Annotated in this window: 11 protein-coding genes, 1 tRNA gene and 1 pseudogene; 8 read left to right on the top strand and 5 right to left on the bottom strand. The window is 57.7% G+C overall.

Annotated features, from left to right (window positions below):
* The 5 genes from QZ268_RS19655 to QZ268_RS19675 all read right to left on the bottom strand — a co-directional run.
* Positions 1-662, bottom strand: a 662-nt coding sequence (locus tag QZ268_RS19655) for a TatD family hydrolase (RefSeq protein ID WP_295455846.1), incomplete at its 3' end; no start/stop codon positions are given.
* Positions 663-711: 49 nt separating this feature from the next.
* Complete coding sequence (locus QZ268_RS19660) at positions 712-1,848, bottom strand: DNA polymerase III subunit delta' (protein WP_295455848.1); 1,137 nt, start codon at positions 1,846-1,848, stop codon at positions 712-714.
* Positions 1,845-2,498 carry a dTMP kinase gene (gene tmk, locus QZ268_RS19665; protein ID WP_295455891.1) on the bottom strand — a complete coding sequence of 218 codons (654 nt, stop codon included), beginning with the start codon at positions 2,496-2,498 and terminating at the stop codon, positions 1,845-1,847. The genes QZ268_RS19660 and tmk overlap by 4 nt, the downstream gene beginning before the upstream one ends.
* Positions 2,499-2,509: 11 nt before the next feature.
* Positions 2,510-3,682, bottom strand: a complete 1,173-nt coding sequence (locus tag QZ268_RS19670) for a D-alanyl-D-alanine carboxypeptidase family protein (protein ID WP_295455893.1) — start codon at positions 3,680-3,682, stop codon at positions 2,510-2,512.
* A 58-nt stretch (positions 3,683-3,740) separates the two neighbouring features.
* Positions 3,741-4,667: an SPOR domain-containing protein gene (locus QZ268_RS19675; protein ID WP_295455895.1), complete on the bottom strand. Its 927-nt coding sequence runs from the start codon at positions 4,665-4,667 to the stop codon at positions 3,741-3,743.
* Positions 4,668-4,962: 295 nt separating this feature from the next.
* Here QZ268_RS19675 and QZ268_RS19680 point away from each other — a divergent pair.
* The 8 genes and pseudogenes from QZ268_RS19680 to QZ268_RS19715 form a co-directional block, all read left to right on the top strand.
* Positions 4,963-5,052, top strand: a tRNA-Ser gene (locus QZ268_RS19680).
* Positions 5,053-5,762: 710 nt separating this feature from the next.
* Complete coding sequence (locus QZ268_RS19685; protein WP_295455850.1) at positions 5,763-6,185, top strand: response regulator; 423 nt, start codon at positions 5,763-5,765, stop codon at positions 6,183-6,185.
* Positions 6,186-6,531: 346 nt separating this feature from the next.
* On the top strand, positions 6,532-8,868 hold the full coding sequence (locus QZ268_RS19690) for a bifunctional diguanylate cyclase/phosphodiesterase (RefSeq protein WP_295455852.1): 2,337 nt from the start codon (positions 6,532-6,534) through the stop codon (positions 8,866-8,868).
* 215 nt (positions 8,869-9,083) lie between these two features.
* Positions 9,084-9,860 carry a transporter substrate-binding domain-containing protein gene (locus QZ268_RS19695; RefSeq protein ID WP_295455854.1) on the top strand — a complete coding sequence of 259 codons (777 nt, stop codon included), beginning with the start codon at positions 9,084-9,086 and terminating at the stop codon, positions 9,858-9,860.
* A gap of 236 nt (positions 9,861-10,096) precedes the next feature.
* Complete coding sequence (locus QZ268_RS19700) at positions 10,097-11,881, top strand: methyl-accepting chemotaxis protein (RefSeq protein ID WP_295455856.1); 1,785 nt, start codon at positions 10,097-10,099, stop codon at positions 11,879-11,881.
* A gap of 147 nt (positions 11,882-12,028) precedes the next feature.
* Positions 12,029-12,400: a VOC family protein gene (locus QZ268_RS19705; RefSeq protein ID WP_295455858.1), complete on the top strand. Its 372-nt coding sequence runs from the start codon at positions 12,029-12,031 to the stop codon at positions 12,398-12,400.
* A 377-nt stretch (positions 12,401-12,777) separates the two neighbouring features.
* Positions 12,778-15,726, top strand: coding sequence for a DUF2339 domain-containing protein (locus tag QZ268_RS19710; RefSeq protein ID WP_295455860.1), 2,949 nt, complete (start codon positions 12,778-12,780; stop codon positions 15,724-15,726).
* A gap of 100 nt (positions 15,727-15,826) precedes the next feature.
* Positions 15,827-16,057: pseudogene (locus QZ268_RS19715) on the top strand (IS5/IS1182 family transposase); the annotation flags it as partial.
* Positions 16,058-16,061 lie beyond the last annotated feature (4 nt).

The following is a 16,061-nucleotide window of genomic DNA, read 5'->3' on the forward strand; positions in this document are numbered from 1 at the left end:
CCGCGCTTAGGCGGCGGGGCAAGGAAGGGCGCGTCGGTTTCGACGAGAATACGTTCAATCGGGGCGGCGGCAAAGATGCCGCGCAGATCGCTGCTTTTGGGGAAGGCGGTGATGCCGGACATTGACAGGTAAAAGCCCAGATCAAGTGCAGCCGTTGCCAGTTCCGCGCTGGAAGAGAAGCAATGCATGACGCAGGTGTAGGCCCCGTTGCGGTATTCTTCGGCCAGAATACGCGCCATGTCCTGATCCGCGCTGCGCGCATGGATGATCAGCGGCAGACCGGTGTCGCGCGCCGCTGCGATATGGGTGCGCAAAGACACCTGCTGTGCTTTGGCGCTTTCGGAGGTATAGTAGTAATCCAGCCCGGTTTCGCCAATGCCGACAAATTTTGGATGATCCGCCAGGGCAACCAGTTCATCATAGCTGGCCATGGGTTCTGCCGCGACGCTCATCGGGTGGGTGCCTGCGGCGTAAAACACCGGCGCATGGGCCTCGGCGATGGCGCGCACGGCGGGCTCGTTCTTGAGCTTGGTGCAAATGGTAACCATGCGGGTCACGCCTGCCTGAGCCGCGCGGGCAATGACCGCGTCCAGCTCGCCTTCAAAATCGGGAAAATCCAGATGGCAATGGCTATCGGTGATCTGTGGAACTGTGGTGCTCATGCCTGCCTCGTCGTGTATCTGGCCGGATCCTGGGTGGCCTGCCTATAGGTCACCGGGATGCGGTCTCTTGCATCTTAAAAACCGTATCTAGGACAAGTGAAGCCGGGTCAAGGTTCACCGCCTGCCCATGGCGCGCGCGTGCTGTGGCCTCAGCCGAGAGATCCGCCCAGGCACGTCCCTGCAGCGGCGTGGCGGCCAGTCGGGTCAGCATTGCGGCCTCGCCTGCTGCGGCTTCGGGCTGTGGCGGCTGCCCTGTGGCGCCGGTTCGGGCCAGTCGCGACAGGGCGACCTCAATCAGGCTCAGCAGCAGCTCAAACTTTTCGGCAGCGCCGCGCTGGGCCGAGGCTTCAGCCAGGGCGATGGCGCGTTGGCGATCCAACCGGGGCATGGTGTTGAGGATCTGCACCAGCTCGGCGTAGATTTTTAGCCCGCTCAGGTTCAACAAACGCAGAGCAGCCCCAACAGAGCCCGCCGACAGGGCGGTAAGATGGGCGGTGTTTTCAGGCAAATCAGCGCCCGCCTGCGCCAGTGCGGATTGCATATCTTCCGGCAAAAGCGGCCCCAGTCGCAGGGTGCGGCAGCGCGACCGGATCGTCGGCAGCAGGCGCGAGGGCTGATGCGAGATCAACAGCAAAGTGGTGCGGGCAGGGGGCTCTTCCAGCATTTTCAGCAAGGCATTGGCAGCACTTGTATTCATGTCGTCGGCGGCATCCACAATCACCACCCGGCGACCACCATCGGTGGAGGACAGGCCAAAAAAGCGGTTCAATTTGCGGATGTCATCCACCACGATCTGATCGCGCAGCTTGCCCTTGTCATTGTAGCTGCGGCTGATGGCGGCGAGGCCCGGCTCGGCCAGGGCCTGAATGCGGTGTGCGACCGGGTGATCCGGGTCAATCGACAGGGATGTTGCGGGCGGCGGCGCGCCAAACAGGCCTTCCTCGGCGGGTGGTGTGGCCAGCAGGAACCGGGCGATGCGCCAGGCCAGGGTTGCCTTGCCGACGCCCTGCGGCCCGGTGAGCAACCAGCCGTGATGCAGCCGGTTGGAGTTGAAGGCGGTGAGAAAATCCTGCTCTGCCTGATCCTGCCCAAAGAGCTCTATGGTCTCGCGCGGATGAGGTGCGCCGGGAGCCTGATCGGCACGCGGCAGGTCTTCGTCAGCTTTTGCCTTGGGCGCGCGGCTCATTGCGGTGCCGCTTTGGTACGGGGTGCCAAAGCGGCCTCGGTGAGGCGCAACACATCAGCGGCAACGGCGTCGATATCCTGGGCGCCATCCACTATCCTGAAACGGTCGGGGAACTCTGCCGCCAGCGACAAAAAGCCGGCGCGCATTTTCTCCTGCAGGCCGAGGCCAAAATCTTCGAACCGTTCTTCGGTACCCTGACGCCCCTTGGCGCGGGACAGGCCGGTGGCGGGGTCCATGTCGATGAGCAGGGTCAGGTCCGGCTCACGCCCAATCATAAGATTATGCAGCTGATCCACAGTGGCGCGCAAATCGCCCCGTGACATACCCTGATACATCCGGGTGCTATCGGCAAAGCGGTCGCAAATCACCACCTTGCCCGCAGCCAGAGCGGGCAGAATGGTACGCTCCATGTGGTCGCGCCGGGCAGCGGTGAACAACAGGATCTCGGTCTCGGCGGACCACTTTGCTGGATCGCCTTCCAGCACCAGACGGCGGATATCTTCAGCCCCCTCAGAGCCACCCGGCTCGCGGGTGAGAACAACATCGTAGCCCGCCCTGCGCAGAGCCTCGGCCAGGCGTTTGCACTGGCTGGATTTGCCTGAACCGTCAATACCTTCAAAGGTCAGGAACAGACCGGCGGGCACCTGCATTCTATGCTCGGTCACTGGGCAGCCTCGGGACCAGCAATCAGGCGTCGGGACAGAACCTTTGCTGCATTTTGTACCCGCTGAAAGAAACCAGCATTGGCGACATCCTGTTCCGCCACCAGGGGCAGGCGGATTTCCGGCAGCCCATCCGGCTGCAGCACCAGCTCTGCCAGTTGCTGGCCTTTGCTGATGGGGGCATTGATGGGGCCGGAATAGACCACCTCAGCCGGGATTTCAGAGCCCGCGAGAGCAGGCAGCAGGATTTCCAGATCGGTTTCGGGCACCAGGCCTACCGATCGTTCCGCTCCACGCCAGACCTCGGCGCTGGCGACCGAGACACCGGCCTTGGCGATGTTCTTTTTGGCAAATTGGCGAAACGACCAGTTAACAATGGCCTCGGCCTCCTCTGCGCGGGCCTTGGTGCTGTCCAATCCGCTCACCACAAAGATCACACGGCGATCCCCCTGCACGGCGGAACCCACGAGACCATAGCCTGCCTCCGAGGTGTGTCCGGTCTTAAGCCCATCGGCGCCAATGCCAAGCCCCAGCAGGGGATTGCGGTTGCGGGTATTGGAGGGCGCCCGGCCGTCAAAGGCAAAACTCTTTTCGGAAAACAGCGGGTAATACTGTGGAAAGTCTTCGATCAGATGTTCGGCAAGTACGCCAAGATCCTGCATCGACATGCGGTGGCCGATCGCGGGCCAGCCGTTGGAATTGGCAAAGCTGGCATTGCTCATGCCCAGCTCATGGGCGCGTTTTGTCATGTAACGGGCAAAGCCGGCCTCTGTGCCATCGGGGCTAAGTGCTTCGGCGATGACCGCACAGGCATCGTTGCCCGAGAGCACGATAATGCCGCGCAGCAGGTCGTCGACACGCACCCGGTCGGTGGTGTCCAGAAACATGGTAGAGCCGCCATAGCTCATGGCGTGAGCACTCACAGGCAGACGTTCGTCCAAAGACAGACGGCCATCGCGCAGCGCTTCGAAGGCGACATAGAGCGTCATCAGTTTCGACATGGAGGCCGGGGGCAGCGGCACTTCGGCATTTTTGGACAAAAGCACCGTATCGGTGCCCTGATCCACCACATAGGCGGCCCGCGCTTTGGTATCAAAAGCGGCAAGCGGCAGCGCCGTCAGGCAAAGCCCAAAGCTGGCGGCCAAGGTAAGTTTGGCAAAGGGGCTGACCATGGATTTCGCGCCTGTTGATTTCACGCCTTTGGCCTCCTTGGGGATGGGGGTGACGGTGTTAATTGGTGACGGCATAAGCATCAGTAAAGCCGGTTTCCTTGATCTTTTTCAGCAGCTGGCTGCGTTCCGATTTGGATTGGGCTGGGCCGACCACAACGCGCCAGAATGGTTTCCCATTCCCGGTTTGCGCCAGGACAGTGGGGATCAAACCGGCGTTGCGCATCTGTGCTGCGGTGTTCTTTGCGTTGCTTTCAACGCTGAAAATGCCGATTTGAATGAACGGCTTACTCAGTGAAGAGACACGCGGCGCCGGGGCGACGGGGGCCCGTGGACTAGAGACCTGTGAGCTAGAGGCCTGTGAGCTAGAGTCCTGTGTACTGGAGGCTGGTGCCGCCTCGATCGCGGCAGCGGCGCCTGCGATTGGATCCAGCGGCGTGGCTTCGATTTCATCCGCGCCAAGCGCTGCGGCTGCTGTCTCTTCCAGGGGGCTGTCCTGCAGGGTCGCGTCAGCCAAGGTGGGATCCGGCAGCTCTTCGGCTTCACGACGTAGCGCGGTGACATTTAACTCAATGGGAGCGCCGGCCAGGATGCCAAGCGCCGCCGCCGCATCGGAAGAAATCTGCAATCGTGGGCCGGGGATTTCACGTTCGCGGCGGAACAGGGCGCCGATGACAAATTTGCCATTGGATGTGTTGCGGATGATCACTCGTTCCGGGTCTTTGGCATCTGGGTGCGCCACCCATACGCCGCCCAACGATGGACGGCCATCCCAGAGCCCGGCTTCGTTGACCTGAAACACATCCGGCGCTTCGACGTCGCGTTCAACCAATTGTGTTCTACTGGAACCTGTGACGGCAGTCTCTGCCGGTTTGGGTTTCAGAAACCCCAGATTGGCGCCGTCTTCGCAGGCCGAGAGCGCCAGCACTGATACTGCCATCACGGCGAGGCCAAATCGTGGTCTCGATTTCGGCATGGGTGGTGTCATGATCATTTCCTTGCCTGTGCTCTTTGCGCCAAAGCGCGTCTCGCCGGATTCCCGGTCGTCGTTTTGATTTGGCGAATGATAGCCTGCAGCGGCAGTCATGAAAACCCTATGCCCGAGGGTGGTTTGCAAAAGCTGGGTGATGGGCGTTATCCCGCGCGTTTCCTGCTGGGCGCAACAGGGTTTCATCTGTCAGTAAGGGGGGATTTTGAGGGCAATTGTGGGCCAGGACATTTCGTCAGAAGGGATAATTTCCTCTTGCGTGTTGTCTTGCAGCACCTTAAACCGCCCCAAGACCGGGGAGGTGGCAGAGTGGTCGAATGCGGCGGTCTTGAAAACCGTTGAACGTGAGAGCGTTCCCAGGGTTCGAATCCCTGTCTCCCCGCCACTAAATCAAGCACTTCAGCGGTTTTGAACCAGCTACGCACAGCTGGATATTTGCGGTTTATTTCCCCCTGTTCTGGAGCAGCTGTTTTGTGGCCGTATCTTAGGTTCTGGGCGGTCTTTGCCAAGCTTTTGGGGCGCTGGCTTGAATGGTCTTGCGCCATTGAGAATTTTTTATCCATTGGTAGGCGTGCGCATAAACGGTTGAGCTGCGCGGATGCCGTGCCGCAGGAGCCGCTTTCGTCTCGCCATTTCTGGTCAATTTGGTCACAGGTAAGCAATTGGCTTCGGCGGAACCTCGGCCTGGACACCGGTGCGTATCAGGTCAATGTATCTGGTGACGCTGGTAGGGCGGCTGGTCAGTGTATCACATTTTAAAATTCGAAATAACTCACCTTGGGCCAGAGAGCGCAGTTTTTAGCAAAACCGCAAGCGTGAATTCACAGAAAAAGGGCAGCTGAGTTTTTTCCCGTCTCTTTCCCCTTTGATTGTGGAGTGCCAAGTAGGACAATGCCTTGGCAGTTCGGCTGTTTGTGGCGGTCGGTTGAGGGGGCGGAAAAAAATATGTTTAATATTAAACTTTGTGCATCTATGCTGTGTGTATGAGAGCGAAATAGCCAAGGCTTTGAAAACCACAAAGAAAGTGTGGTTTGCTGTCGCACCGAGAGTCAACAGAGCCAATGAAAAAGAAAAAAGTGGAGTTGGTTTTCGGAAATGCCTGAGCGAAAACTCTATATCGCGGATGATAATTTTGAGTTCGCAGAATACCTTATGACGGTCGCCAGGCGTCTGGGATGGACCGTCCAAACCTGTTCAAATGGCAATGAACTGCTTGCCTTGTTGCGCTCTGGCAAGGGGGCGGCGGTGGTCCTGGTGGATATAAATATGCCGGAAAAAGATGGCATAGAAGTCATCGAAGGGTTGTCTGAAGTTTCCCGCCCGCTGCGGTTTCGATTTATGACCGGCGGCGCCGATGCCCCGATGTTGGCGGCAAAGCTGATGGCGCGGGCGCGAAATCTTTCGGTTGGACGCAATCTTTACAAACCGATTCCAATGGACACTTTGAAGCTGGTTTTGGTTGATGAATGGGACGCGCTGATGAAATTGGAAAAGGCGCCTGATCTCCCTGTGGAGTGAGCCGCCTGTAAATGAGCAAACTGTCTCTTTTTACACGCAAGAGAGTGCAGCGTGGCCAGGGGTAGGTTCCGTTGTATTTTCCGCGTCACACCGCTGGCGACCATCCTGCATTCTGAAACTACGATGATTGTAGGACTGCGCTTCTGGCGGCGGTCCTGACTGCGGCGCCGCAAGCGGTCCAGGAGAAGCCCGTAGGCCATCGTTATCCGCAAAGGTCGACTTGAAAGAACACTCTGATAAAGGGCATGTTTACAAGTTCAGTTTACGCTAAATTTGCCCACGAAGGGATGGGCGCATAGAGTAAAATCTAAATTGAGCATTAAGTCGATTAGCAAGGTGTTTTAGAGTGTTTTCCAGTTTCAGCTTTGGCGAGCTCGGCACGCGTGGACTGCCAATTGATGTTGCGAACCGTCTGCGCCGTGGTCAGATACGCGGCACGATCGAACAGATGCGGGTTATGCTGTTGGGCAATACTCTTTTTGCGCCGGCCCTGTCCATGAACGCTTGGGGGCAGGGGCGTGATGGCCTGGTCGTGCTGTGGACCGTTGCTATTGTCCTGTTTTCGTGGTGGATTTTTTACTCTTGGACCACTTACTATCAGACCACGGGGTCCGAAAAGGACATGCGAGGGTTTGTTATTCAGACCTTCTTTAACTCGTTGTTCTGGACCACCGGCATGGCCTTGTTCTACCCAGTTGCCAGCGGCGATCAGAAGGCCATCATTACAGCGATCATGGCGGGGGCTTTGGCCCTGGGGACGACAGGGTTTTCGCACGCGCCCTGGGCCGGCATGACCTATCTGGCTGTTCAGACCGTTGGGAACGCGCTGGTGGCGCTCATCTGTGGGCTGACACTCGGGTCCTCGACGGATTTTCTGATTTTTGTTTTGATGATTGCGGCTGGTGTCAGCCTGTTTAATGCCACCCTAGAAGGAGCAAAGGCGGCCAGGGTTGCGTTCAACAATCACGAAAGACTGAGCGAGAAAAGCGAGGTCGTCGAACTTTTGCTCAAGGACTATGAAGAACAAGCCACAGAATGGCTTTGGCAGACGGACAAAAACGGCCACCTTCTGAGCGCTCCGGCTCAGGTGTTGGAGATGTGCGCGTCACAGGGGGGACAGACGGACAGCATTGATCTGGTTGAGCTTTTGGCTGCGAACTGCACCAAGGCTGCAGAGGAGGATATCAGACAGCTACAACAGGCGTTTGCTGACAAAGCCGAATTTCACGATGTGCGCCTGTCGATTCAGAGCCCGGTGGATGGTGAGCTGCGCTGGATCCTGATGAAGGGTCGGCCGCAATTCGAACGGGGCGCGTTCCAGGGGTTTCGCGGCATTTTTGCGGATGCGACCGCAGCAGTGGTTGCGGAGCGAAAGGTGCAGTTCCTGGCCTCCTTTGATGGGCTGACAGCGCTGTTGAACCGAAACTCGATCCAAAAGAAACTCTCTGAATTGCAGGCAGACGATCACTATGCGGTGGCGCTTTTGGTCGATCTGGACGGGTTCAAACAGGTCAACGACAGTTACGGTCATCATATTGGGGATCTTCTGCTCAAGAAGGTGGCGGAACGCCTACAGGAAAACACCAGTGAGAATACCTGGGTCGCGCGGCTTGGCGGCGATGAGTTTCTTGTCATGATGAACCGCGATGAGCCCATCAGCGCCGCCGAGATCTCCTGGACTGCGCAGTCCATTTGCGAGCGGGTATCTCAACTTGCAAAAGTCGAGGACTTTGTCGTTCAAGTCTCGGCCTCCATTGGAGTGTCCAGATTTCCAGAAGATACCCGCCAGGGGCTCGAGCTGCTGTCCATGTCGGATATGGCGCTCTATGAGGCCAAGAATGCCGGCCGTGACCGGATCACCTATTTTAACGCCGAGATACAAAACAGGCTTTCCGAGCGAAACACTGTTATTGATCGTCTGAAACGGGCGGTGCGCAATGGAGAAATTGAGCCCCACTATCAGTCCCAGCATGTTCTGAGCGATGGGCGTCTGACCGGCTTTGAAGCGCTGGCGCGGTGGGACGATGAGGTCCTTGGCGCTGTGAGGCCGGATGTCTTTATTTCAATCGCTGAACAGACGGGTCTGATTGTTGAGCTGGGCGAGCATTTGCTGCGCCGGGCCTGCGAAGACGCCACCCAATGGGCTGAGCTGATGCCAAAGGCGCCGCCTGTTGTTTCCGTGAATATTTCGCCGGTTCAATTTGCCCGAACCGATGTCACCGGTCTGGTCTCCAGGGTTTTGCATGAAACCGGCCTGCCACCAGAGCTGCTGGAGGTTGAGGTCACCGAGGGCGTATTGATTGCATCCAGGGAAAAAATCGCCGCAACATTACAAGAGCTGTCGGAGCTTGGCGTCTCCATTGCACTTGATGATTTTGGCACCGGCTATTCGTCATTGAGCTATTTGAAAGATCTCCCCCTCAACAGGCTGAAAATTGATCAGTCCTTTGTAAAGGATCTGTCTCGGACAGCCTCTAACCCTATCGTCAGCACGATTGTGCAATTGGGGCACAATCTTGGACTTAATGTTATTGCTGAGGGGGTTGAGGATCAAACTGATGTGGACCTTCTGGCTGCGCTGGAATGCGATGATGGGCAGGGGTATCTCTATAGCCGCGCAATGACCAAAGAGGCCACAAGCCGCTATATTACTGAAATCGCCTTGCAGGCCTCGCAGCAATAGAGGCGATAGCTGGCCCCGGTCTGGAAGGCTGCCGCGGCTGTGCTGGCCGCCTCTCTGAGGCAGGCCTTATGGCGGTTTTGCATCTTCCTTCCCGACCCTCAGGGCCAGATACCGCGCAATTTTAAGAGCAATTTTGTGCGCGTTTTGACCAAAAGTAATCCCGAGTTAAGAATACCCTGCCTAATTTCGGGGGGACTGTTTTTTAGGAGTAAAACATGAAGTTCGGAATTTCGGCAGCTGTGTCTGCCTCATTGGCTTTCTTTTCTGGTGCAGCCGCCGCTGCGGAAATCGAAGTCATGGCGGGTGATCTGCCACCTATGATTCAAAAGGATGGATCGGGCCGCGAGGCGGAGATCATTTCGGCCGTATTGGGTCACTGCGGCCATACTGTTGTCTTCACTGTCCAGCCCTTCACACGTCATTGGCAGTCTTTTGAAAAAGGCTCTGGAGATGCAGTGGCAACTGTCCCAGTGGGTATGCCAACCGCAGGCACACAGACGCAGGCCTATGTCTCCTATCAAAATGGTGTGTCTTACCTGAGCTCTTCCAACCACGAGGCCGCGGCGCTCGCTGATCTGGATGGCTGGAACATTGTTGCCTTTGAAGGCGCCAGCAATATTATTCCGGGCCTTGGCGGCAGCACCTCTGCCTTCAAATCCTACCGGGAAATGGCAGACCAGAAGACCCAGAGCAAACTGCTGTATGGTAAGCGTGTAGACGGGATCCTTGGTGACGGTATGCTGTTTGCAGAATTTGCACGCCAGTTGCAAGAAGCGGGCGCATCTTCCGGTGTGGATGCCAGCCAGTCGATTGAATTCCGCGCAATTTTTGACCCTAGCCCCTACGCGATGAGCTTTAGAGATCCGGCCCTGGCGGCGGACTTTGATCGCTGTTTTGCTGAATTGGATGCGGCTGGGACCATTGCTGAAATCAACGTCAAATGGACCGACAAGTATCGCGATGCCCTCGAAGGCAACTACATGTCCTATTAAGTGATCGCCGCCGTTTGGGCGCAGCCTGCACCGGCTATTTCCCAAATGGCGGCACCGCCAAATGCAAAACCCGTGGACGATTACTAATGGCATGGAAACGATCCTATCGACCTTTTCAGAACCGTTCTGTTGACCCGCAATAACAGTCCTTCAGGACTGAAACTCCTCGAAACAAGACAAGTAGACTTAAGCAAACGGAGCGTGAAAAAATGGGATTCCTGAAACGGATGTTGGGCATGTCCATAAAGAAGAAATTGCTTCTGCCCATTCTGGCATGCATTGTTCTGTCGAATTTTGCCTATACGGTCTTTTGGGCCTCAAAGCATAGTACAGCCTTGATTTCCGCCTTTGATGCAGAGGTAAAACTGGCCCAGCGGTTTGTCGTTCCGCCAGTGGCTGCGGCTGTTTGGGATTTCAACAGTGATGCCGCCAGGGGCGCGATCCAGGGCATTGCCGATATGGAAAACGCTCTCTTTGTGCAGGTCATTGTCGATGGCGAGATTTTCTCTGAAATCTTTGTCGGCGAAGAACAGCGGGAAGAGCTGACCGAGCAGGTCGCCGCCCTTTTGCAGGACGAAGCCGCTGAAAAATCAGTCGAGGCGAATGAAGTTGTCTATGTGAAGTTTCCTTTGACACTGTCTGATGGCACAGATGTGGGCCAGATGGTCATGGGCTTTAGCAATGGCGCCATTCATGCCACCGTTTCTTCGCTTTATCTGCAATCGGCTATCATTGGCCTGGCCATTTGTTTGCTGATTGGTGTGATCGTGTATTTTTCTGCGGCGTCGGTAACTCGACCGCTGGACCGGATTGTTGACCGGATTGATGCCCTGCGGAGCGGCGATACCCATAGCCCCGTTCCAGAAAAACGCCGGGGTGATGAGCTAGGCCGTCTGGCCGCTGCGGTTGTGGAATTTGTCGATGCCATGCGGGCCAATGCCGAGCTGGAAGAAAAATCCAAAGCCGCTGCCGAAGAGCAGGCCGGGGTCGTGCGAGAGCTGGCAAACGGGTTGAACCAACTGTCCAAAGGCGATCTGTCTTACCGGATCAAAAAAGAAATGAGCCCGGAATACACCGCCCTGCGGTCGGACTTTAACCAGACGGCTGAAACCCTGGATGATCTGATTGGGCGCGTTTTGGTGACCATCGCGCAGATGGACCAGCAGATTGGCGAAATGGCCACCGGGACGGATGATCTGTCGCAGCGGACAGAAAACCAGGCCGCAACCCTGGAACAGACCGCAGCTGCGCTGGATAGCATCACCTCGAACGTGCGCTCTGCCACTACGCAGACGCAAGAGGTCGAAGGCACCATTTCTGAGACCAGCAAAGTTGCCTTGCGCAGTGGCGACATCGTCCAGCGGACAGTGCAGGCGATGAAGGAGATTGATGAATCCTCCGAGAAGATCTCTGAGATCAACAGTGTGATTGATGACATTTCCTTCCAGACCAGCCTATTGGCCCTGAACGCCGGGGTCGAGGCTGCCCGCGCTGGCGAAGTTGGACGCGGTTTTGCGGTGGTTGCCTCCGAGGTGCGCTCCTTGGCGCTGAAATCCGCGACTTCCGCCAATGAAATTCGCGAACTGATCCGAACCAGCTCTGAAAAGGTCAAGGTTGGCGTAGAATTGGTAGATGAAGCGGGGCGTTCCTTGGATGAAATCATTGAAAAAATTCAGGCGGTCTCCACTCTAACCACTCAGATTGCCGCCTCTTCTGGGGAACAGTCTTCGACCATTTCGGAAATCAATGCCGGTATGATCGAGTTGGACCGGGTAACCCAGCAAAACGCCAGCATGGTTCTGAAGTCCAGTGATCAGGGCAAAAGTCTTCAGCGGGCTGCGTCGGAACTGGCGGAGCTGGTCGCCGGGCTCAAGCCGACCTCGCAAAGCCAGGGCGGAACCCCAGCTACGCAGGGCATGGTCCACGGTGATGACTTTGGCTCGGATGATTTTGGTGGCACGGGTTTTGGCGACGAAGGCTTTGACATCGATGACTTTGACACTGACCGGCTGGCGGGGTGATCCTTCGCCAAACCTTGCTAAGGTTTGACCGCCGCTGTCAGCAACAACAGCCCCCCTTTCACCTGAGTGTGGACGGGGGTAACTTTTTTGTCGCTTGACCTGCGCCTTGCTGAGGCTAGCTTTGGGAAAAAAACCAAAGGAAATCTAATGATTGGATATGTAACTGTTGGCGTCTCGGATATGGAGAAAGCCAAGGCCTTTTACTGCGATCTTTTTGCGGATCGCGGCGCAAAGGTGATTATTGATGGCGGGCGCATCGCGATGATTGGGGCAACGCCAAAAGAGCCGATGATTTCGGTCTGTGTGCCCTATGACAAAAAGGATCCGCAGCCCGGAAACGGCAATATGGTGGCCTTTGCTGCACAAAGCAAAGAAGAGGTTTCCGAGCTGTATAACAAGGCTATTTCTCTTGGCGCGACCTGCGACGGCGAGCCGGGTCAGCGTATTCCTGATCGGTTTTACGGGGCCTATGTGCGTGACCCTGATGGCAACAAGATGACCTTTTATGTCTTTGGCTAGCGCCGGGAAATCCTCAATTCTATCTGAGCATGTAGGTTGACTGGGGCCTGACCCAAAAAACCTGCGACGGCCTGACAGGGTGCCCCGTCAGGCCGTTTTCTACCTGCTGTTGGACACAGCAGCTGATCCGGGGACGGCAGCTCACGCGGGTTTTCTTGCACCAAGACGGCTCGGGGCGCCGCGCCGCAAGGCCGGGTCTATATACCGTGCTTGGCCAAAGTAGCCCATGAAACAGAGAGCTGCCGACCGTCCTAAGCTGTGATTTCTGCTGAAACCGGGCGCGACCACGGGCCTGGCCTGAATGCCCATTTGCTTGCCAGCAGCGGGGAACTTGCATAGCCTTGTCGGCAACTTTGTCTCTTTGAAATGATCTCTTTATGTTAGATTTTAGTCTGGTTTTGATTGGGCTTCTTGGCCTGGTTTTTCTGCTTGGTGTTCCCTATCTTCTGGTGTCGCATACACGCCTGAAATCGCAGGTGCGCGATTTGGACGCAAAAGTGCGCGCGCTGCAAAACAGCGCCTCAGACAAACAGGTCTCAGCAGATCTGCAAACGCCCGAGCAACAGCCCAACGCGGCGGCTAAACCTGCGGTCCCTTGGGGCAAGGCGCCCGATGATGCAACAGAAGCCCCCCAGATCAAGGACCAAGCGGAAGACGTCCGTGCCGCAGAAGACAGCACAGTATCTGGGCCTTTTGTGGCCCCGGCGGAGACAGAGCAAAACGCCGAAGACTTTGCCAGCGTCACACCGCGAGAGCCATCTGCACCAGCGCCGCTTTCTGAAACGCGCGCCGATCCGTCCAGTGACCCGGCTCAGCCCCCGCGGGCTTTTGTGTTGCGCAGAGATCTTGTGGAGGCCCTCAGCGGTTGGCTGCGGGAGAACTGGGTTTTGGTGGCAGGGGCTGCGTCTCTGGCCTTGGCAGGGCTCTTTATGGTGCAATACGGCGTTGAAAACGGCCTTTTGACGCCGTTCTGGCGGGTCATGGCCTCTTTGGGCTTTGGCGTGGCGCTTATTCTTGGCGCTGAAACGATCCGGCGTCGTATGGGGGATGTCACGGACGGAGCAGCGCAGCATCTGCCCTCTGCCTTGGCAGGAGCGGGGGTCGTAACACTTTTTGCCGGGCTGCTGTCGGCGCGGGTGATGTACCAGCTGATTGACCCAGGCCCCAGCTTTGTGGCGCTTTGCCTGGTGTCGCTGCTGGCCCTGGTGCTGGGCTGGTTCTACGGCGCCTTCCTCACTGCTTTGGGGCTGCTGGGCGCCAGCGCGGTTCCCTTTCTGGTGGGGGGGCAATCGCAGGATGCCTGGATGCTCTACTACTATTTTGCCTTGATTGCGACGGTGGGGCTGGGGGTGGACACGGTCAAGCGCTGGGCCTGGATTTCGGGGCTTGCCCTGGCCGCGCCGCTCACGGCCTGTCTGTTGCTTTACCTGTCCGAAGGGGGGGAGCCGCATTTTCTGACCGCGCTGTTGGCGATTACCGCAGCAGCAGTGATCCTGCCTGGGCGCAGCCTTTGGCCTTGCCATGGCGGACCGGCGGTGGTGGAGGTCTTTTTACCCAAACAGGGGCGGCGGACCTATCCTGAATTCCCCACCCGTATTTCTGCGGTCGCCATCTGTGCTGCGGCGGCTGCGGCGCTGCTGGTGGCTGTGCAGGCGGATCAGGCGGCGGTGGTTGTCTTTGCCCTGCTGACATTGGTGACCCTGTTGCTTGCCAACGTGCTTTGGATGCGCCATGCCCCAGCTTTGTTTGACCATGCACTGGTGCCGGGACTGGCGATCCTGGCGGTTGTCCTGCTGGAGGGGCTCAACTTTGGCCCCTTGTTTCGCGACTTTACCGCCGCCATCACCCGCCCGCCGGAAACCCCGGCACCCCAAATCCTGTGGCTTCTGGTGGCAATTGGTGCGCTGGGCTCGGGGCTGGCCTATCTGCGTATGCAGTGGAGCCTGACTGGACCTGATGGGGAGAGCCAAGAGCCTGAGGCATATTCCTCGGCAAACCTCCCGGTATTCTGGGCGCTCTGTGCGGCGAGTTTTGCCCCAGCCTTGCTGTTGATCCTCGAGTTCACCTGGAGACCCGCCGCAGTGCATGGTCTCTACACCTGGGCCTTGGTGGTGCTGACCATGGCGGCGGGCATGACCTTTCTGACAGAGCGCGCGGCCCGTGGCCCGCGCGGCGGGCAGCGAGAGATGCGCGTGGCGCTGCTTGCCATTTCAGCGCTGACCCTCATTGCCTTTGCGCTCTTTCTGGTGTTGGCGCAGACTGCGTTGACTCTCGCCCTGGCTGTCATGGTGCTGTTGGTGGTCCTGATTGACCGGAAATACGATCTGCCCGGCCTGGCGCTGTTTGTGCAGATCGCAGTGGCGGTCATTGTTTACCGGCTGGTGCTGGATCCCGGCGTGACCTGGGCGCTGGACCGCGACTATATCGACGAGGGTTGGCAGTATGTGACACCGTTGTCCCAGATCGCCCTTGGCTATCTTGGCAGCCTGGCGCTGCTGGGAGCTGGCTGGTTCCTGACACGACAACAGCTGCGTGAGAAAACCACGCTGGTGCTGGAAAGCGCCGCAACATTGATAGGCGCAGTGTTCTTTGCTGTGTTGATCCTGCGGCTGCTGCCAGAACAGATGCGCTATAGTCATGCGGGTATAGGGCTGATGGCCACAGTGTGGGTGGCCTCTCTGGTGAACCAGCTGCACCGGCTCCGTCTGAGCGGTCGCTTTTCAGCTCTGCTGCGCGGCATCCTGATCCTGGGCTATGGCGTGGCTGCCTTGGGCTGTATTGGCGGGTTACTTGTGTTTGCAAATCCGCTGTTGGCCAGTGGCGAAATCGTGCGTGGCCCGTTGATCTTGGACAGTTTGGCTGCGGCCTATCTGCCGCTGGCGGCAGTCTGTGCTGCGGCAGCGCTGCGGCTGGACCACCTGAACCGCTGGGTTCGGACCGGGTTTGGTCTCGCGGCGTCTGTGCTGGCGGTGATCTATATCACCTTGGAGATCCGCAGGTTCTGGCGCGGCAATAACCTTAGCCTTCCGGGGGTGATCGATGCTGAGCTGTATTCCTACACCGTGGCTTTGCTGGTTGCCTCGGGTGGGGTGCTGATGCTGGCCTTTTGGCGTCGTTCAAACCTGCTCCGCAGGCTGGCCATGGCCGGGGTGGTGCTGACAATTGCCAAGGTATTCCTGGTGGATATGAGTGGTTTGTCCGGCCTGACGCGAGTGTTTTCCTTCATGGGGCTTGGGCTGGCGCTGGTCGGGCTTGCCTGGCTGAACCGCATCATGAACGCCCAATGGGACAAAGGGAAAATACAGCCCGAAAAGCAAGAGGCCTGACCAAACTGCATCAGGGGAAGATCTACAAAAAGGGCGGGCCAGAGCGGCCCGCCTTTTTTATTTGCAATGACCTGACCCACCACGGCCGGAGCCATCGTATCGGAACGATGCAGTGGATGCCTCGCGCTACCTCGGTCGAACCATTTGGAAGCGATGGAGCGGGTATCACCGCAGGAGCCGCGTCGAGACCAATATGCACTGTGTGAAGCAATTGGGCCAATCCTTGATGGCCCGAGACTTCGGCCGACAGGTCGCTGAAATCCAAATCCGGATCGCGGTATTGAACCGCTACACCGCTCTTGGCATACCTGTCACAGAGCCCGCAGGATAACTCC

Origin of the sequence: uncultured Pseudophaeobacter sp., assembly GCA_905479575.1 — a bacterium.
Lineage (GTDB): Bacteria > Pseudomonadota > Alphaproteobacteria > Rhodobacterales > Rhodobacteraceae > Pseudophaeobacter.